This window comes from Microbacterium sp. Leaf151, from assembly GCF_001424225.1.
Taxonomy (GTDB): domain Bacteria; phylum Actinomycetota; class Actinomycetes; order Actinomycetales; family Microbacteriaceae; genus Microbacterium.
This window is the reverse complement of record NZ_LMOR01000001.1, coordinates 527,055-545,797: the sequence shown is the minus strand read 5'-3', so window position 1 is coordinate 545,797 and position 18,743 is coordinate 527,055. Positions and strand designations below refer to the sequence as shown.

The following is an 18,743-nucleotide window of genomic DNA, read 5'->3' as shown; positions in this document are numbered from 1 at the left end:
GCGCCCGACCAGCCGTCTACCGGCCCGTCTCGGCGGCGCAGCGGATGAGCCACTGCGCGGCCCGCGCCCGCCACGCGGGCCGGTACAGGTAGACCGCCCCGAGGCGCAGACGCGAGGATGCCTCGAACGCGGCGATCCGCGCCGGGTCGACGTGCGAGCGGGCGGCGACCCGGTCGATCGCCGCGAGCGCCCCGACCGCGCGCGTCGGCGACAGGCGCCCCTGCCCGCGGCGCCAGGCCACGTGGGCGCGCAGGTTCGCGAGGTCGAGGGCGGGTTCGGCGCGGGCGGCGGTGTCGAGGTCGATCAGGCCGGCCCGGTGCCCGTCCCACAGCACCTGCTTGTCGTGCAGGTCGCGGTGGGCGGGAGCCGTTGCAGCGCCGGAGTCGGTGAGGAGCGCGCCCGCCGCACGGTCGAACGCGACCGCGACCGCTGGCTCGACACCGGCGCGAAGCGCGTGATCGCGCCACCGGAGCAGGATCTCGGCTTCATCGACCGCGGAGTGGGGGGCGGCGTCGGCCGCGACCGGCGCCGCCAGCACGCGTTCCCAGCCGCGGGCCCAGCCGTCCCACGCGGCCTGCACCACGGCATCCGGAGTCCCGGGGTCGGCGCCGAGGTCGTGCAGGGTCCGGCCGTCCACGCGCGAGAGGTGCACGCAGCCCGCGGCATCGAGGAGCGTGACGTAGGGGGTGACGAACCCTCCGCGGAAGGATTCGGCGCGGTCGTGCGCCCGCGTGATCGCGGCGAGCGAGTCGCTCCGGACGACCTTGACGTAGCCCGACCCGTCGTGGGCGCGCAGCACGACGCGGCGTCCGCGGCGCCACGAGACGGTCGTGCCGGTCGACCAGGCGCGTGCGAGGGCCGGCAGGTGTTTGTCCCGCCCGTCGGCGAGCAGCTCCACCCGATCGTCGCGCAGACGTCCGGCGCGCAGACGCCCGTCGGGGTTGACGACCTCGAGGTCGCAGCCGTTCGACGACGGCCACGCCCGGCGGACGCGCCAGCGTCCGTGCTCATCGCGCACCTCGCGCGGGGGAAGCATCACCGCAGGTCCTCCGCCCGCTCCAGGCGCGCAGCCACGGCCGCGGGCCAATCGGGTCGCCACCGGCGGAACGGCTCGATCGCCCGCTCCAGCACGCACAGCGGCGTCCAAGCGCGCCACTCGCCCTCGGTCACGACTCCTCCCTCCGCCTGATACGCGGCGAAGAGCGCGGTCGTCGTCGCGAGGTCGCCGGTGCGCAGGAACTCCTCGACGGCGAACCCGGCCAGATCGAGCGCCGGGTCGCCCGTCCCGAGACGGTCGAGGTCGATCAGCCGCACCCGCCCGTCGCGACCGCGCAGCACCTGGTCGGCGCTGAAGTCGCCGTGCACGATGGTGCGCCGGTGCGCCGAGGGAGCACGCCGCGCGATCTCGTCGGCGCGTCGGGCGGTCTCGGGGAGCGCGACGCGCAGGGCCCGGGCGGCGCTGCGGGCGCGGGCGTCGGGCGTCTCTGCGGCGTCGATGTCGACGAGCGGCGCCGCATGCAGACGGGCTAGGGCCCTGCCCGCGGCCGCGGCGTGCGCCGGAGAGGGCGACGAGGCGAGGTCTCCCTCGCCCCAGGATGCCGTGGCCCAGGTGTGGGCGGTGACCAGACGGGGAGGAAGGGTGGGCACACCCGCGCGTCGAAGCAGATCGGCGTTGCGCAGGGCGGCATCCGCGCGTCCGGGGGCCGTCTTGGCGTACTCGCCGCCGGTGCGCACGACCAGCCGGCGCCCGGGGTTGTGCCGCACGATCTCGGCCCGACGCCACGACGGCTCGTGCCGCTCGGCATCCCTCACGGCGCGGGTGAGCACGCGGTCGCTGCGCGCCGGCCCGCCGGCCGACCAGGCCACGCCCGCAAGGGCGCGCACGGCGGGGTCGCGCCGCTCGGCCGAGCCCGGCTTGTCGGGCCCCGCCCACGCCCCCGCCCAGAACGCGCCCTCCGGCGTGGTGTACGCGAGGAGCAGGCTCGTCCCCGGCTTGTACCGCAGGTGACGTACCTCGGCGGGTGCCCCGACCGCGTCGGAGAGGGATGCCGGATCCAGCAGCGTCCGCAGCCCGGGAACGCCCGGGTCTCGCGCGATCAGCGCGCGCACGGCCGCGGTCATCGCCGGCCCCCCGTCGTCGCGACGGCATCCTCGTCGTCGGCGCGTCGCATCCAGGCGTGCACGCGCGAGTCGGCGCGGTCGATGAGCTCGTGCGGCGCTCCGTCTTCGACGATGCGTCCGTCTTCCAGCCACAGCACGCGGTCGGCGGACAGCGCCTGGGTCACATCGTGGGTGATCGACAGGGTCGTGCGTCCCTTCGTCAGCGCCTGCAGCGACGCGCCGACCTGGCCGCGTGCGTGCGGGTCGAGCCCGGTCGTGGCTTCGTCGAGCACGATGACCGGACTGTCGCGCAGGAGCGCGCGGGCGATGGCGATCCGCTGACGCTGACCGCCCGAGAGGGTGCCGCCGCGTGCGCCGAGGACGGTGTCGTAGCCCTCGGGGAGGGCGGTGACGAAGTCGTGCGCGAACGCGCGGCGCGCCGCGTCTTCGACCTCGGCGTCGGTGGCATCCAGGCGGCCGTACCGGATGTTCTCGCGGACGGACGTGGCGAACAGGATCGACTCCTGCAGCAGCAGCGAGACCGAGGAACGGACGCTCGCGATCGTGGCGCGGGAGACGTCGATGCCGTCCAGGCGCACCCGACCCGAACGGGGATCCGCCGCGCGCACGAGGAGGCCGGCCAGGGTGGATTTCCCCGCACCCGAGGGACCCAGCAGACACACGTGCTGACCCGCGGGGATGTGCAGCGTCAGGTCCTGGAAGACCGTGCTGCCGCGTCCGTCGTCCACCGAGACGGCCTCGAAGGCGACGTCGCCGCGGAGCGCAGGCAGGGGGGCCGCGTCCGGACCGTCGGCGATCTCGACGGGCTCCGCCAGCAGATCGGCGACGCGCTCGCCGGATGCCGCGGCCCGCGCGATGCGGCCGGTGTACTTCGCGAGATCCTTCAACGGGCGCATGGCGAGCTTGAGGTAGGCGACGAAGACGACGAGGTCGCCGGGGGTCATGCTGCCCGACAACACCTGCCAGCCGCCGCCGAGGAGCACCGCCGCGGTGGCGAACCCGACGATGACGTCGGTGCGTCGCTCCAGCCCGGCCGCAAGGCGGCGCGCGCGCACACCCTGCGTCAGGGCCCGGTCGTTCCCGTCGGCGAAGGCGCCAGCCAGGCGGCGCTCCAGACCGTACGCCTGCACGACGCGGATGGCGCCGAGGGCCTCGGACGCCGTGTCGGCGAGGGCACCCTCGCCCTTCCGCGTCGTGCGCGACGCGTCGGTGATGCGGGTGGAGCTCCGCCTCGACGACACCGCGTACAGCGCGGCGGCGATCACCACGACGAGGGTGAGGAGGGGGTCCATGAACGACATGACGACGACGAGGACGACGAGGGTCATGATGTTCCCGACCAGGGGCAGCCCCGCCGTGACGGCGACCTCCTGCAGCCGGCCGATGTCGCTCACGAGTCGCTGCACGACGTCGCCCGACGACGCGGTCGAGTGGTAGCGGGCCGACAGCGACTGCACGTGCGCGAACGCGCGGGCGCGCAGCTCGGTCGCCACGCGCGACCCGACCAGGGCGAACGCGACCGTGCTCGCGTACGCCGCCACCGCCCGCAGGGCGATGAGCCCCAGCAGCAGGGTCGCGCACGCGACGAGGAGCCCGAGGCTCGCCTGCGGGATCCCCGCCGCCGCCCCCGTCGATGCGCCGAGGCTCACCGACACCGAGTCGACGACGAACTTCAGCGGCCACGGCTCGAGCACGCGGAAGACCACGTCGGCCAGTAAGGCCACCATGCCCAGCACGATCAGCGATGCCTTGCCGCGCAGGTGCGGCCGGACGATGGCGAGGCTCCGCCGCAGGGCGCGCGGGGAGGCGGTCTTCTGCCGCTTCACGACGCCACCGCCGTCGGCACGTCGCCCAGGATGCTCGTGAGGACCCCGTCCCATCCGTGCTCGGCGACCGCCTGTTGGCGGGCCCGATCGGCCATCCGCCGGCAGAGGGCGGTGTCGTCGACGAGCGTCTGCAGGGCGTCGGCCAGCGCGCCGGCATCACCCGGGGTGGTCAGCAGCCCCGAGAGCCCGTGCCGGACGAGGGAGGGCACCTGGCCCACCCGGCTGCCCACGACGGGGAGGCCGGCGGCGAGGTACTCCGAGACCTTCAAGGGTGAGAAGTAGTCGTCGGCGGCGCGGTACGGCGCGACGCCGATGTCGAGGCGTTGCAGCACCGCGGGCACGTCCTCCGGGGCCACGGCGCCGGTGAACTCGGCATCCACTCCCTCGCTCTTCGCCTGCGCCTCCAGTTCTGCGCGCTGCGGACCGTCGCCGACGATGACCAGCCGCGCCCGTCGCCCCCGCCGCGCGAGTTCGGCCATGGCATCCACCAGCACGTCCACCCCGTGCCAGGGCTTGAGCGTGCCGACGAACCCGACGGTGGGCGGTACGTCGTCGGCCCGCCGCACGAGCGGCGGACGCACGCGGTCGGTGTTCACGCCGTTCGGGGCCACCAGCGGGCGCGGGGCGCCGTGATCCCGCGCCCAGGCCGCCACCTGCTCGGAGACGCAGGCCGCCACGTCGGCGCGCTGCAGCGCGCGCCCGGCGATGGCGACCGCGGCCCGCTCGTCGATCAGCTCGCGGTGGCGGCGCTGCTCCTCCACCAGCGGGGCGTTGACCTCGAGCACGACCGGCACGCCGAGGGCGTCGGCGACGTCAGCACCACCGGCCGAGAAGAGCGAGAACCGTTCGTACACCAGGTCGCACCCGTCGGCCACGATGGCGGCTGTGAGAGCGTCGACGGCGTCGCGGATGCCGCGCTCGCGCTGCTCGGCCCCCGCTCCTCGCACGCGCTGGACGACGACGCGCACCTCGGCGAGGTCGGAGGGGACGTGATCGCCCAACCGGGTGGCGTACACCGTCACGTCGTCGCCGCGGGAACGGAACGCCCGCACGATCTCCTGCACGTGCACGCTCGCGCCCTTCGTGCCGAAGACGGGCACGCCGGGGTCGGCGACGAGATAGGCCACGCGCATCACGCCGCCTCCTTCCGGTCGGTCGCGGCGTCGGCCGCGGTGAGCTCGGCGAGCCGCTCGGCCTGCGCCGCGGCGTCGAACCGCTGCTCGACGAGCCGGCGCGCGCGACGGGTGGTCGCCTCGACGGGGTAATCAGGCCGACTGATGCGGCGCAGCCCCGCGGTGAGCGAGTCCACATCGCCGGGCGTGCACAGCACGCCGGTGCGGCCGTCCTCGATGATCTCGGGGATGCCGGTGACCGCCGTCGACACGCACGGGATGCCGCTCGCCATGGCCTCCAGGAGCACGGTGGGCAGTCCGTCGGCATTGCCGTCGGCGCCGACCAGGCACGGGGCGACGAACACGTCGGCCGCGCGGAGGCGCGCCGAGACCTCCCCCTGCGGCAGCGGACCGAGGAAGCGGATGGCCGGCGAGGCGGCCGCCTGTCTGCGCAGCGGGGTCGCGAGCTCGCCGTCGCCGACGATGTCGAGCGTGGCATCCACCCCCTCGGCGCGGAGGCGCCCGACGGCGTCGATCAGCACGCCGAAGCCCTTCTTCTCCACGAGCCGCCCGACCGCGAGCAGCCGCCACGTCCCCAACCGCGGTGCGCGCTCCACGAACGGGAAGCGCTCGAGGTCGATGCCGTTGTAGACGCGCACGATGCGTCCCGCCGCGGGGAAGGTCTCGCGGAGGTGGCGGAGGTTGAAGTCGCTCACCGTCACCGTGAACGCGGCATCCGACAGCTTGCGCTCGAGGTCGGCCGGGTCGACCGAGGAGTGGAAGATGTCCTTCGCGTGGGCGGTGAAGGAGTACGGGATGCCGGCGAGCATCGCCGCCAACCGCGTCACGGTCGTCGCGGTCGAGGCGAAGTGCGCGTGGAGGTGGGTGATGCGCCGATCGACCGCCTGCCGGGCGACCTCGACGGCCTGCAGCGCATCGTCGGCCTCCACGGACAGCAGCTCCGGCAGATGGCGGGCGACGGCCCGGCCGAGGCGGGGGTCGGCCTGCGCGCGACGGAGGCCGTCCCACGCGGCCGACAGGCGACGCGGCACGGGGACGGCGCGGACGGGCGCCTGCACGCGGGCGAGTTCGGCGTGGAAGCGGGTGTCGTCGCTCGGGCGCAGCGCGAAGATCTCGAGGCACTCGCCGCGCGCTTCGCGGGCGATGATCTCGGTGACGACGAACGTCTCGGAGAAGCGCGGGTACATCTTCACGACGTAGCCGATCAGGGGGGTGGCGTCAGATGGCATGGGCGGTGAGTCCTTCCGTCGGGGCGAGCAGCTGCGCCGAGAGGGTGGCGGCCGTGGACAGGCCGTCGAGTTCGATGCCGGTGCGGGCGCAGCGGGTCTGGTGGGTCCGGCGGAAGAAAGCGGCGATGGCCTCGCTGTCGAGGGGGTTCGCACCGACCGTCTCGATCGCGCCGACGCGCTCGAGGGCGCGAGCGCGGATGCGCTGCTCGTCGCGTCGGCCCGAGCGGGGCACGACGAGGGCGGGGGTCGAGGTGCTCATGACCTCGCACACGGTGTTGTAGCCGCCCATCGTCACGACCGCGGCGGCGCGCTCGAGCAGGCCCGGCAGGTCGGGCACGCTCTGCACCACGTCGGCGCCCGTCCGCGTCGCCGCCGCGCGCACCCGATCGCGGTCGGCATCCGACATCTGGGGGCCGGTGACGATGAGGTGGCGGTGCCCGGCGGGCAGGTCGGCGCCGGCCGCGGCGACGGCGGTGTGCACCCCGTCGGAGCCTCCGCCGACCGTGGTCAGCACGTAGGGGCCCTCGACGGCGGGCGCCGGACGGCTCGGACGCCCGTGCGCGAGGTAGCCGGTGTAGCTGATGAGCGGTGCGAGCCCGGGGGGCGTCTCGCCGCTGAGCCGCAGGTCGTGCACGGCTGGATCGCCGTACACCCAGATCGCGTCGAAGTGCTCCCGCACGGCGCGCGCCCCGCCGAGGGTGCGGAACTCCGCCCGGGCGACCGCCGGGCGGTCGAGCACGTCGCGAAGACCCAGGACGGTCGTGCACGAGGGGTGGGTGGCGCGAAGATCCCGCAGCGCGTTGCGCAGCTCGCCGTGCACCCCGAAGGGATGGCGGTCCACCACGAAGAGGTCGGGTGCGAAGGCCCGCAGCACCCCGGCGATGACGCCCGCCCGCATCGCGGTGACCCGCTGGATGTCGGCCGCGAGGTGCCGGGATCGGTAGCCCGTGTCGTCGACGGAGACGCTGGGTACCACCACCCAATCCCACCCGGGCGGGGTCGGGAACGCCGTCGCGGAGGCCTGGCCCGTGATGAGGACCCCCGTGACCTCTTCCCCCACGATGCTCGGGACCGCTCGCGTGAGGGAATGGGCGAGGGCGAGGTTGCGCCTCACGTGTCCGAGCCCGACGGAGTCGTGCGACGACAGGGCGATCCGGTGAACCACAGCAGCCTCCTGGGGTGGTGGGCGCCCGTTGCGCCGCATCCGCGGGGTGTCCCGCGTCTCCCATGCTGGCCACGGCCTGTAAAGCGCGATTAAGCCCTCCACGAGAGGGTTCTTAGAAATGCGTTCCGCGTGCGGGGCGCGCGCCCCGTCCTACCGACGATCCGTCACCGGCGTCCAAGGCCGCTTCGGCCGAACCTCGCGCGACGGATCCCCGGATGCCGGTGCCCGAGGTGCCGCGATCATCGTCGAACGATGCCGTCCGGACGAATCCGTTACCTCGCGTGACAGCCCGTTACCGGCCGTAACGCCGCGGCTTAGGCGTCCGTCGAGCGCATGGTGACGTGGGTCCATGACTTCGCACCGCACCGCACGCCTGGCCACGATCCTCGGCGCCTCCTCCGCAGCCCTCCTCCTCGCCCTGACCGGGTGCGCCGGGGGAGCGGCATCCACCGACGACTCCTCGCGCATCGTCCTGGGCGCCGACGACGGCACCGAGGCGCACTGGGCGGTGCTGACGCAGAAGCTCGCCGATGAGGGCATCGAGCTCGAGGTGCGCACGATCAACGACGGTGTGCAGCTCAACCAGGGCGTGCAGGACGGCGAACTGGACGTGAACCTCTTCCAGCACCTCATCTACCTGTCGCAGTTCAACGTCGAGAACAACGGCTCGCTGGTGCCGGTCGGCGCCACCGCGGTCTACCCGCTCGCGCTGTACTCCGAGCAGTACTCCGATGTGAAGGACCTGCCCGAGGGGTCGAAGGTCGCCATCCCCAACAACCCGACCAACCTCGCTCGCGGCCTGCTGAACCTCCAGACAGCGGGGCTGCTCACCCTCAAGGACGGTGGCACCGCCCTCTCGACGCCGGCGGACATCGTCACCTCGAAGATCGAGCTGCTCCCCGTCGACACCAACCAGACCGTCACCGCGCTCAAAGACGGCAGCGCCCAGGCCGCCATCGTCAACAACACGCAGGCCCAGAAGGGCGGGCTCGGCGACGAGCTCATCATCTTCAAGGAAGACCTGAACAACCCGCAGCTCGCGCCGTACATCAACGCGTTCGTCACGCGCGACGACAAGAAGGACGACCCGCGCTGGGAGAAGCTCGTGGCGGCGTACCACAGCCCCGAGGTCGAGGCCGCGGTCACCGAGCTGAACCAGGGCAACCTGCAGTTCAAGACCGAGTGGACCGGCGCGCAGCTGCAGGACGAACTGACGGGTCTCGAAGACGCCCTCAAGGCCCAGAACGGATGACCGCGGTCATCGAGCTGCGGGGCGTCTCGAAAAGCTTCCGCACCGATCGCCGCTCCTCCACGACCGCCGTCGACGACGTGTCGCTGAGCGTGGAGGAGGGGTCGATCGTCGGCGTGATCGGTTACTCCGGCGCCGGTAAGTCGACCCTGGTGCGTCTGTTGAACGGGCTCGAGCAGCCGACGTCGGGCACCGTCGAGGTGCTCGGCGTCGACGTGGGGGCGGCCACCGAGGCGAAGCTGCGCGATCTGCGGCGGAGCGTCGGCATGATCTTCCAGCAGTTCAACCTCTTCACCTCGCGCACCGTCGCGGCGAACGTCGCCTACCCGCTCAAGGTGGCGGGATGGAAGAAGGCCGACTGCGACAAGCGCGTCGCCGAGCTGCTCGACTTCGTCGGCATCGGCGACAAGGCGAAGCAGTACCCACGGCGCCTGTCGGGCGGGCAGAAGCAGCGCGTCGGCATCGCGCGGGCGATTGCGACCGACCCCCGCATCCTGCTCGCCGACGAGGCCACGAGCGCGCTCGACCCGCAGACCACGGCCGAGGTGCTCGACCTGCTGCGCGAGATCAACCGGCGCCTCGGCATCACGATCGTCGTCATCACGCACCAGATCTCGATCGTGCACGAGCTCTGCGACCAGGTCATCGTGATGGACGGCGGCCGCGTCGTCGACAGCGGCGACACCTACCGCGTGTTCGCGCACCCGCGCGCCGACCTCACCAAACGGTTCGTCGCCGCGGTGACGCAGGGCGTGCCGGCGGGAGAGACACTGTCGGCGCTCGCCGCGGGCGGGGGCGACCTGGTCAGCGTCGAGATCAACGAGTTCTCCAGCGAAGACGTCTCGAACGTGTTCCACCGTCACGGCGCCCGTCACTCCGTCGTCTACGGCGGCGTCACCGACGTGCTCGGGCGCCAGCTCGGCACGCTCACCTATCGCGTGCACACCGACGACCTCGGCGCCGTCGTCGCGGAGCTGCGCGCCCACACCGATGTCGTCGTGCCCACCGGGGAGGTGCGCGCATGAACAAGTGGGACACCCTCACCCCGGTGCTGCTGCAGTCCATCGGCGAGACGGTCTACATGGTCGCCGTCTCGCTGCTCATCTCCGGCGTCGCGGGGCTCGTCATCGGGGCGCTGCTCTACGCCACCCGGCCCGGCAACCTGTTCGAGAACCGGGTCGTCTTCGCGGTCGCGAACCTCGTGATCAATCTCATCCGCCCGATCCCGTTCATCATCTTCCTCACCGCCGTCGCCCCCGTCACCCGCGCGGTGACCGGGACGACCCTGGGGACGGATGCCGCGATCGTGCCGATCACGATCATGGCCACGGTCGTGATCGCCCGCGTGGTCGAGCAGAACCTCGTCGCCGTCGACCCCGGCACCGTCGAGGCTGCGCGGGCCGTCGGCGCCCGGCGGATCGGCGTGCTGTTCGGCGTGGTGATCCCCGAGGCGCTCGCGCCGCTGATCCTCGGCTACACGTTCATGTTCATCGCGGTCGTCGACATGTCGGCCATGGCCGGTTACATCGGCGGCGGCGGGCTCGGCAACTTCGCGATCATCTACGGGTACCAGCAGTTCAACCAGCAGGCGACGTGGGTGACGGTCGCGATCATCGTGGTGATCGTGCAGGCCGGTCAGCTGCTCGGCAACGCGCTCGCCCACCGCATCCTGCGCCGCTGACGTCAGGACTCGCTCTCACCCGGTGCGCGCGCCCGCGGCCCTCGCACGGTGCGGCCGCGGCATCCCCGCCCCGTTGAGTGTCCGCGACACGCCGTCACCCGGCGTGAGCGTGCGGCGTGTTGTGGACACTCAACGTGGTCCGGCTGTGTGGGTCGCTTCCGACGGGAAGGCGGTGACGTCGGATCGTCAGGGCGATCTCGACCGGGGGGCTCCCGGCTTACCCTCGGAGGATGAGCCTGCCCCGCACCCTCGCCCGCTGGCTGCTCGGTGCGGCGCTCGTCTTCACCGGCACCGCGCACCTCACGTTCGCGCGCGACGACTTCGTCGCTCAGGTGCCGTCGTGGCTCCCGCTCCCGGTCGACGTCACGGTCGTGGCATCCGGGGTCGTCGAAATCGCGCTCGGACTCGCGCTCCTCGTCCTCCGCCGCTATCGCGTGGCCGTGGGGTGGATCGTCGCGGCCTTCTTCGTCGCGATCTTCCCCGGCAACATCGAGCAGTTCGTCCGGGGCACCGACGCGTTCGGCCTCGACACCGACCTGGCCCGCGGCATCCGTCTGCTCTTCCAGCCTTTGCTGGTGATCTGGGCGCTGTGGTCGACCGGAGCCTGGAAGGCCTGGCGAACGCGGCGACGGTCCCCCGGCCGCTGACCCTGCGGTCGGGCGCTGATGCCCGGGTTGCCCCCCGCCGCGCGTGGTCGGGTATCCCCACCCTGTTGAGTGTCCAAGACGCGCCGCTTCGGCCGTGCGCGTGCGGCGTTTCCTGGACATTCAACGAGAGGTGGGCGCGGCGCGGCGCGCGGCGCGGCGCGGGGCGCGCGGCGTTGAGTGTCCACGACACGCCGTGCCGGACCGGCGGCCGCGGCGTGTCCTGGACACTCGACCCCGAGGGGCGCGCGTCAGCCGCGCGCGGCCTCGGCCCGCAGCACCTCGACCAGCACGTCGAGGCCGCGGTGCGCGTCGGCGTCGCCGATGACGGCGGGAGGTACGACGTGCACGCGGTTCTCGGCGGTGAAGCCGAGCACGCCCCGCTCGAGCATCGCGGCCTTGATGCCACCGACACGGGCGGCGGCCAGCGGCTCGCGGGTGACGGCGTCGGCGACGAGCTCGACGGCCCAGAACACCCCGCGCCCGCGCACCTCGCCCACCAGCGGCGACTCCTCGGCCAGGGTGCGCAGCCGCGGTCCGATGACCTCGTCGCCGATGCGCCGGGCGTTCTCGATCACACCCTCGTCGGTCATCGCCTCCTGTGCGGCGACGATCGACGCCGCGGCGAGCGGGTGGCCCGAGTACGTCAGTCCTCCCGGGAATACGCGGTCGTCGAACACCGCGGCCACGGCATCCGAGATCACCACTCCGCCGACGGGCACGTAGCCCGAGTTCACGCCCTTGGCGAAGGTGATGAGGTCGGGGCGCACGTCGAAGGCGTCGAACGCGAACCACTCCCCGGCGCGCGCGAAGCCCGCCATGACCTCGTCGAGGATGAGCAGGATGCCGTAGCGGTCGGCGATCTCGCGCACCCCGGCGAGGTAGCCGGGCGGGGGCACCAGGATGCCGGCAGTGCCGGGGATCGTCTCGAACAGGAACGCCGCGATGGTGTCGGGCCCCTCGGCCTGCACGGTGCGCTCGAGGTGGCGGAGCGCCCGCTCGCACTCCTGCTCGGGGGTCTCGGCCCAGAACTCGGAGCGGTACAGGTACGGACCGAAGACATGCACGTGGCCGCGCGAGTACTCGTTCGGCATCCGTCGCCAGTCGCCCGTGGCGACGATGGCAGCGCCCGTGTTGCCGTGGTACGAGCGGTAGTGCGACACGATCTTGTCGCGGCCGGTGGTCAGGCGCGCCATGCGGATGGCGTTCTCGTTGGCATCCGCGCCGCCGTTGGTGAAGAAGACCTTCGAGAAGCCCTGGGGTGCCCGTTTCAGCACCAGCTCGGCGGCGTGCGCGCGCATCTCGTGCGCGTGGGCCGGCGCGACGGTCGTCAGCTGTGCGGCCTGCTCCTGGATCGCGGCGACGACGCGGGGGTGCTGATGGCCGATGTTGACGTTGACCAGCATGCTCGAGAAGTCGAGGTAGCGGCGGCCGTCGGCATCCCACACCTCCACACCCGAGCCGCCGGCGAGGGGGAGCGGGGCGAGCGAGCCCTGCGCCGACCACGAGTGGAAGACGCTCGAGCGGTCGCGCTCGCTGATCTCGGCGTTACGGGTGGTCGTGAGGGGAGTCGACATGCCACCAGTGTGCGTCGGGCTCCGGGCGAGCGGGGAGCGCGGATCTGTCGGTAATGTCGGATGACGATCGACAGTTTGGCCAGTCATGCCCGCCACCCTCCGCGTCCTCCTCGACGACGACTCCTTTCCGCTGCGCGTCCTGACGGCACTCGACGACAGGGTCCTCGATCGGCCGGTGTCGTGGGTGCACAGCTCCGACCTCATGGATCCGACTCCGTGGCTCGAGCCCGGCAATCTCCTGCTGACGAACGGTGCGCAGTTCTCTTCCGAACCGGATGCCGATGACGCCACTGAGTACTGCCGGCGTCTGCGCGCGCACGGGGTCGTCGGCCTCGGGTTCGCGACCCAAATCATCCACGATCGCGTGCCCGACGCGGTGGTGCGGGCGGGGGAGTCCGCCGACCTGCCGATCGTCGAGATCGCAGATCGGGCGCCGTTCATCCGCATCATCCGCTTAGTCGCCGACATCATCGCCGCCGATCGCGCGGCGCGCCTGTCGTGGCTGCTCGACGCGCAGCGGGCGGTGGCGCGGGCGGCCGTGCGCGACGACGGGCTTCGGGAGATCCTGCAGACGCTGTCCCGCGTGCTGGGCGCCTGGGTCGAGCTCTACGACGCGGTCGGTGGGCGCCTGTCGCTGCCCGGTCTTCGCTCTGCGCCGGTGGGGGCCGAAGTCGAGGTCGGTCGCGATGTGCGGCGCCTGCTCGAACGCCGCACCGCGGCGAGCCTCACCGTTCCGGCGGCCGGCCACGCCTTGCTGCAGACGATCGGGCAGAGTTCGCGGCTGCGCGGTGTGCTGGCGGTGGGGGGAGCGGAGCCGCTCGACCCCGCCGGCAAGGAGCTCGTCACCACTGTCGTCGCTCTGGCGAGTATCGCCCTCGAGCAGCAGAGGGGGGTGCAGACGTCGCTGCGCGGCGTGCGTGCGGGAGTCGTCGAGATGCTGCTGGACGGCCATGGCGACACCGCTCGTCGGGTGGCCGACTCGGCGATCGGGGGACTCCCCGCGGAGCCCTACCTGATCGGCGTCCTGCGCGGGGCGAGCGCGACGCCCGGACTACTCGACGAGCTCGACCTCGTCTCGAGCGACCCGCGCCGCCTGTTCTCGGCCGAACGCGGTGACGACGTGGTCGTGCTGGTGGCCGAGGGTGCGGGCGACGTCCTGGCGGCACTCGCCGACCGACGCGGTCTCGCCGTGGGGACGGCCCGCCATGATGAGGGCGCAGACCTCGCCCCGGACTTCCGCCGGGCGGCGCAAGCGGCACGCGATGCCCCGCCCGGCACCGTGCGGGCCTACGCGGATCTCGCCCGTCGCGGCCTGGTGGGGGCGCTGCGCGAGCGCGGCGGCGAGGTGCTCGCCCGGTCGCTCCTCGAGCCGCTTGACGCCTTTCCCCCCGCGGAGCGGCAGCGTCTGAAGGAGTCAGCGAGGGTGTGGTTGGAGGCCAACGGCGCGTGGGATCCCGCTGCGCGAGCGCTCGGCATCCACCGCCACACGCTGAGGGCACGGCTCACCCAGCTCGAGGGGCTGCTCCGGCTCGACCTGTCGACCTTCGCCGCGCGCGCCGAGCTGTGGGCCGCTCTGGAGTTCTCCGACGACGGCGGGTGACCCGCGCGTCACCGACCCGAACGCCGGGGGCGGCGGGCTCGCACACAGCGGGCGCAGAAGCGGCCATCCGCACCGCCGACTTCGTCGCCCAGCATGCCGAAGACCTGGGCAACCCCGACCTCCACGTCGCTGGCATCTTGGTCAACATGCACCGCCAAACAGCCGAGCACGAGTCCCAGCCCGAAGGGTTCCGCGAACGGTTCGGACCCCTGCTCTGGGACCTGCGCACCACCGAAGAGATCCCCGGCTTCGTTGACCGCGAGCTCAGCCCCAGCTAGATCCCACTCTGGTCGATCTTCTCCGACGCCGACTCCTACGCCGCATCGCTGAGTGACGTCCTTCCGGCGCGAAAGAAGAAACAGGCTGTGGCCCTCTACGACGCCGTCGCCGACCAAATCGTCCGCCACTTTCACGCTCAGGAGGTCGCAGCATGACCGCACCCCACGAACGACGCCGCCCCGGAGGCGGGGTGCCCTTCCCGCTCACCCCGCACGTCGAACCCATCGTCTCCGCCGCGATCGACACCCCACCCCCCGCCTCACAGGTTGAGTCCACCCATAGCCGAGCCGCCGAAAGAGCCCCAAGAGCCCCAAGAGCCCCAAGCGCCCCAAGCGGACCGATCGCGGCTGCTCAGGACGCCAAGGTCGCCCGCACCTTCCAGCTGCGCACACGGACGCTCGGCGCCGCGCAAACCGCCGTTCTCCTCACTGCCGCACGCGAAGGTGGTTACGCCTCTTTGAAGGCTCTCGTAGAAGGAGCGCTGAGCCGCGAACTTCAACGCCTAGCCGAAGAATTCAACGGGGGAGAAGCGTTCCCCGCGCACGTCGGCAAGTTCCGAACGGGCAGACCCATCGGCTCCCGAGCTACTTTCGGTTGCTCGTCGACGGGCCCGTGTGTCGGATGTACTCCGACCAGGTGCACTGCACGGCCAGCTTCATGGCGTTCTCGGTGAAGTGTCCGATGAGGTGACGCTGCGCGGGGTCGTGATCGAAGGTCACGGACCACAGGAGCTTGTGTCCGTGCACCTCGACCAGGCGGATGATCGCGATGCGTTTGCTGGTATCGAAGAGGTACCAGACGTCTCGCTCGGGGGAGCGTTGCAGTGCGACATGGGCGACCAGACCTGCACCATGACGCCTACCTCTCGCCCGAGCTCATTGACCGTTGATGCCGCCGCGGGGCACGCCTTCGGAGATGATCGCGCGGTGCAGACGCTCTGTGGCGAGTTTCAGTGAGCCCGCCCACCCGAGCAGCTCGCCGCGGTGCTCGACCCGGTACCGCGGGCCGTCATCCGTGCGGCGCAGGTCGATCGCGCCGGCTTGCTTGCTCCGAGAGTCGAGCATGACCCAGTGCGCGGGCGGACCCTCACGCGCGAGCAGCTGGGGATGCCAGCGGGGCCCATCGTCATTCATTCGGAAAGTATCGAACGCATGTTCGATTCACCCAAGCTGATCCCGCAAGCGCGAACCAGCCGACGGATCAGATGTGTTGCCACGGCTTCGCCCGAGACGGGGCGCCCGCTTCACTCGGCGGTGGCGTCGTGCATCTCAGGCGCGGACCGCCGTGGTATCCCGTTACGGACATCGGCGCAGACGTCGGACCGGGCGGCGGAGATGTTTTCGCACCTAACTCTGCCATGTCGGGAGCGGCGACAGCGTCCACGTCGCATGACGCCCAAGCGAGCGCGCTCGGCGGCATTAACTCGGTGTTGCCCAGATCATCTGAGTCGGTCGTCCGGGTCATGCGATATTTCGGAGAGCCTGCGATCAAGCTCAGGGTCGATCGAATCCGCCGCCCACGGCTCTAAACCTCGTTCGATACGATCCCACGCTGTTTCCATGTACGCAGAACCGATGGCCTGCACATCAAGGCCGGCCATGATGAACGGGATTGAGTTGTGGACGTTGTCCTCGAGAACTTGGTCTGTGTAGAACGCCTGGCCGCCGCCTGGCAGCGTGCTGCCGGGACGGCGGCGCCAGGCGACAATACTGCGCGGGCCCACCGTCTTGTCAGCGGTCCGCTGATGAACCTGAAAACAAACCTTTGCGAGTCTGTCGGCAACGGCCTGGTCAGAGACTCTCCCATCGTCGTTTTTCTTGATCAGGGAGTGAAGACTTCGGCGCAGGCCGCCGAAGTGCTGGTCTCGGTCCAGCGTGCGCGCACCGGTCCCCACGCCCGCAATAGCGATCGTCGGTGCGCTTATCTCACCGGTACGGGTAATGACGTCGAAGGTGCCCTCGTGGCGGCCGCTGCCGTCCACGACGTTCTTGATTGCGAACAGACGAGACCTACCGGTCTTATAGAACATCGGGGCGAGAATGAAGTGCTGCCCACCGCGGATGTCTTTGAGGTGAGACGGGAGCTGATCGTTCGCAGCCTGGGCGATTCGAGCGAGAGCGTTCTCGAACAGCCATCCCTGCCCCCGAAGAGTCGCACTCATCCACGCTGACGGCTCGTTCCCGAGAGCCGTCGCACCGAGACCGGCGTAAATGAGGAGGCCGACCCCGTCGTCGGCTTCCAAAGCCATCATCTTCACCGCGTCGTCGCGGTAGGTGCCGTTCTGGTAGGAGAGGCGTCGGTCCACGACCACCCACACGGTTTCGCGACCGATTACGGCCAGAGCGAGCGTCATTCCGAGAGTCTGCCATCGCCCAAACCAGATCGCCGGCGATCCCGCTGGCGGGATCTATGTCGGCCGGCTTCGCCGGCCGCTCATGTTCGCCCTGCGGGCTCACGTCTTTTGCCGTGAAGCCTGCGGCAGCTCGTCCGCTTCGCTCCCTCGTAGCTACCTGCGGGCTCCGTTCAAGTGACTACGCCACCGAGTCCTCCGAGACTTTCGGCACGCGGTCGCTGCGCTCCCTTATTTCGCGCCGAAACTCTCTCCCCCCTCGCCCTGCGGTTTGCACTGCGCCCTCCGGTCGCTAAGGCGGAAAACCGCCTTCCTTACCGTTATTTCCGTGGATCCGGGGCAGTTGTAGGCTCCGGAACGCGCCAGGGATCCCGGGTATGGCTGACCGCCTTCAGCCGACTGATGGCACGCCGTGATTAGCCGCCCGGGATCCCGCAACGGCAGGACCGCTCATTGAGAAACGCGACCAGATCGCCCCGTAAGGACATGCCGGCAAGGTCGTTCATGGCGCACCGCACCCCTCAACGGAAGGACCCTGCGTGCCCCAACTCTGGGCCGGTATCGACGCCGGCAAGACCGAACATCACTGTGTCGTCATTGATGGCAACGGAACGAAGCTGCTGTCGCAGCGGGTTAAGAACCGAGAATCGGCGATCCTGACCTTGATGGGTGACGTCGCGTCTCTGCCGGGTGGGACGGACGTCGCGTGGGCGACGGATCTGAACCACGGCGGGACAGGGCTGCTGCAGTCGCTCCTCAGCTCCCATGCTCAGCCCCTGTTCTACATTTCGGGACGCGTGATCCACCACGCGTCGGGCGCCTACAGGGGCGAGGCGAAGACCGACGCGAAGGACGCGGTCATCATCGCCGACCAGGCGCGGACCCGGCGAGACGTGACGCTCATGCGCCAGGCCGACGAGGTCACGGCGGAGCTGCGCCTGCTGTCGGCCCGGCGGGAGGACCTGGTGCACGATCGCACCCGCGCCGTGAACCGGCTGCGCGCGATCCTGGTCCACTACTTTCCGTCGCTGGAGTCAGCGTTCAACTTCGCAACGACCAGGGGGCCACGGTGCTGCTCACTCGGTACGCGACGCCCGCAGCGATCCGGCGAATGGGAGAGAGCCGTCTCGCGTCGTGGCTGAGGGGGCAGGGGTGCTGGAAGTCTGCGGTCGTCGCGAAAACAGCGATCGAGGCCGCTCGTGAACAGACCTCCGTTGTCGTGGGGGAAGCTGCCGCAGCTCGGCTGATCAGCCGGTCCGCGCATGACCTTCTCCGCATCCGGGACGAGCTCGCCGAGTTGGAGGCAGAGATTGAAGCAGCGCTCGAGGGAAGCACTTCGGCGGAATTGCTGGTGTCGATCCCGGGATTCGGGCGCAGGCTCGCCGCGGACTTCCTTGCCGCGACCGGTGCTGATCTCGCCGCGTTCGAGAGTCCCGATCGGCTGGCCAGCTTCGCCGGCCTCGCGCCGGTACCTCGCGACTCAGGGAAGATCTCCGGCAACCACCACCGGCCCAGGCGCTACGACCGGCGCCTGCTGAACGCCTGCTTCCAGGCGGCCTTCATCGCTTCCAGAACTTGCCCCGTCTCGCGCTCGTTCTACGAACGGAAGCGACGTGAAGGCAAGTCGCATAAGCAGGCGCTGATCGCTCTCGCTCGACGCCGCATCAACGTGATCTGGGCGATCTTCCGGGACCAGACCAGGTACTCAATCACATCGATAGACCCTGCCGGATTCGCGTCCGGAGCCGTTGTGGATGTGTCAGCGGTCCATACTTTCGATGCCGGTGCTTGAAACGCGGAGTCGATCAGACCCGTGCGTGGGTAGGTTGCCAGGTTCAGGACGGCCGCCCGTACACGGCCGATGAATGCGCTGGCCACACTGCGCGTGG

General features: G+C 71.1%; 18 protein-coding genes. 8 read left to right on the top strand and 10 right to left on the bottom strand.

Features of this window, described 5'->3' with window-relative positions; genetic code table 11:
* Window positions 1-16 precede the first annotated feature (16 nt).
* Genes ASF76_RS02450 through ASF76_RS02425 form a run of 6 tightly spaced genes read right to left on the bottom strand, consistent with a single transcriptional unit; the run spans window position 17 to window position 7,474 of the window.
* Window positions 17-1,039, bottom strand: coding sequence for a hypothetical protein (locus ASF76_RS02450; protein WP_156459088.1), 1,023 nt, complete (start codon window positions 1,037-1,039; stop codon window positions 17-19).
* On the bottom strand, window positions 1,036-2,121 hold the full coding sequence (locus ASF76_RS02445; protein ID WP_055952377.1) for a phosphotransferase family protein: 1,086 nt from the start codon (window positions 2,119-2,121) through the stop codon (window positions 1,036-1,038). The genes ASF76_RS02450 and ASF76_RS02445 overlap by 4 nt, the downstream gene beginning before the upstream one ends.
* On the bottom strand, window positions 2,118-3,947 hold the full coding sequence (locus ASF76_RS02440) for an ABC transporter ATP-binding protein (protein ID WP_055952374.1): 1,830 nt from the start codon (window positions 3,945-3,947) through the stop codon (window positions 2,118-2,120). The genes ASF76_RS02445 and ASF76_RS02440 overlap by 4 nt, the downstream gene beginning before the upstream one ends.
* Window positions 3,944-5,080: a glycosyltransferase family 4 protein gene (locus ASF76_RS02435; RefSeq protein WP_055952371.1), complete on the bottom strand. Its 1,137-nt coding sequence runs from the start codon at window positions 5,078-5,080 to the stop codon at window positions 3,944-3,946. The genes ASF76_RS02440 and ASF76_RS02435 overlap by 4 nt, the downstream gene beginning before the upstream one ends.
* Window positions 5,080-6,309, bottom strand: coding sequence for a glycosyltransferase (locus ASF76_RS02430; RefSeq protein WP_055952369.1), 1,230 nt, complete (start codon window positions 6,307-6,309; stop codon window positions 5,080-5,082). The genes ASF76_RS02435 and ASF76_RS02430 overlap by 1 nt, the downstream gene beginning before the upstream one ends.
* Window positions 6,299-7,474 (bottom strand): glycosyltransferase family protein, encoded by a 1,176-nt coding sequence (locus tag ASF76_RS02425; RefSeq protein WP_156459087.1) that lies wholly within the window; start codon window positions 7,472-7,474, stop codon window positions 6,299-6,301. The genes ASF76_RS02430 and ASF76_RS02425 overlap by 11 nt, the downstream gene beginning before the upstream one ends.
* A 349-nt stretch (window positions 7,475-7,823) precedes the next feature.
* Between ASF76_RS02425 and ASF76_RS02420 the strand changes: the two genes are divergently transcribed.
* The 4 genes from ASF76_RS02420 to ASF76_RS02405 all read left to right on the top strand — a co-directional run bounded on the left by ASF76_RS02420 (window position 7,824) and on the right by ASF76_RS02405 (window position 11,051).
* Entirely contained in the window at window positions 7,824-8,726 is a 903-nt protein-coding gene (locus tag ASF76_RS02420) for a MetQ/NlpA family ABC transporter substrate-binding protein (RefSeq protein WP_055952363.1), read from the top strand.
* Entirely contained in the window at window positions 8,723-9,748 is a 1,026-nt protein-coding gene (locus ASF76_RS02415) for a methionine ABC transporter ATP-binding protein (protein WP_055952360.1), read from the top strand. Before ASF76_RS02420 ends, ASF76_RS02415 begins: the two co-directional genes overlap by 4 nt.
* The gene (locus ASF76_RS02410) at window positions 9,745-10,404 is read left to right on the top strand and encodes a methionine ABC transporter permease (RefSeq protein ID WP_055952357.1); all 660 of its coding nucleotides are present in this window, start codon (window positions 9,745-9,747) and stop codon (window positions 10,402-10,404) included. Before ASF76_RS02415 ends, ASF76_RS02410 begins: the two co-directional genes overlap by 4 nt.
* 230 nt (window positions 10,405-10,634) lie before the next feature.
* Entirely contained in the window at window positions 10,635-11,051 is a 417-nt protein-coding gene (locus ASF76_RS02405) for a DoxX family protein (protein WP_055952353.1), read from the top strand.
* A 248-nt stretch (window positions 11,052-11,299) separates the two neighbouring features.
* Here the strand turns inward: ASF76_RS02405 and ASF76_RS02400 are convergent, their stop codons facing one another.
* Window positions 11,300-12,625: an aspartate aminotransferase family protein gene (locus tag ASF76_RS02400; protein WP_055952350.1), complete on the bottom strand. Its 1,326-nt coding sequence runs from the start codon at window positions 12,623-12,625 to the stop codon at window positions 11,300-11,302.
* Window positions 12,626-12,710: 85 nt separating this feature from the next.
* Here ASF76_RS02400 and ASF76_RS02395 point away from each other — a divergent pair, with 85 nt between their 5' ends.
* Together ASF76_RS02395 and ASF76_RS02390 are read left to right on the top strand one after the other, a co-directional pair.
* Window positions 12,711-14,225 carry a PucR family transcriptional regulator gene (locus ASF76_RS02395; RefSeq protein WP_055952345.1) on the top strand — a complete coding sequence of 505 codons (1,515 nt, stop codon included), beginning with the start codon at window positions 12,711-12,713 and terminating at the stop codon, window positions 14,223-14,225.
* Window positions 14,222-14,503 carry a ParA family protein gene (locus ASF76_RS02390; protein ID WP_055952343.1) on the top strand — a complete coding sequence of 94 codons (282 nt, stop codon included), beginning with the start codon at window positions 14,222-14,224 and terminating at the stop codon, window positions 14,501-14,503. The genes ASF76_RS02395 and ASF76_RS02390 overlap by 4 nt, the downstream gene beginning before the upstream one ends.
* Window positions 14,504-15,088: 585 nt before the next feature.
* Here ASF76_RS02390 and ASF76_RS17585 read toward each other — a convergent pair.
* From ASF76_RS17585 to ASF76_RS02380, 3 genes are all read right to left on the bottom strand, one after another.
* Entirely contained in the window at window positions 15,089-15,223 is a 135-nt protein-coding gene (locus tag ASF76_RS17585; protein ID WP_268774157.1) for a hypothetical protein, read from the bottom strand.
* A 156-nt stretch (window positions 15,224-15,379) separates the two neighbouring features.
* Window positions 15,380-15,637 carry a hypothetical protein gene (locus ASF76_RS02385; protein ID WP_055952338.1) on the bottom strand — a complete coding sequence of 86 codons (258 nt, stop codon included), beginning with the start codon at window positions 15,635-15,637 and terminating at the stop codon, window positions 15,380-15,382.
* A gap of 305 nt (window positions 15,638-15,942) precedes the next feature.
* On the bottom strand, window positions 15,943-16,857 hold the full coding sequence (locus ASF76_RS02380; protein WP_055952337.1) for a hypothetical protein: 915 nt from the start codon (window positions 16,855-16,857) through the stop codon (window positions 15,943-15,945).
* Between the two features lie 536 nt (window positions 16,858-17,393).
* Here ASF76_RS02380 and ASF76_RS17660 point away from each other — a divergent pair.
* On the top strand, window positions 17,394-17,996 hold the full coding sequence (locus ASF76_RS17660) for an IS110 family transposase (RefSeq protein WP_327037547.1): 603 nt from the start codon (window positions 17,394-17,396) through the stop codon (window positions 17,994-17,996).
* A complete protein-coding gene (locus ASF76_RS17655; protein WP_327037546.1) occupies window positions 17,966-18,646 on the top strand; it encodes a transposase in 681 nt (226 codons plus the stop codon). Before ASF76_RS17660 ends, ASF76_RS17655 begins: the two co-directional genes overlap by 31 nt.
* The last annotated feature ends 97 nt before the right edge of the window (window positions 18,647-18,743 follow it).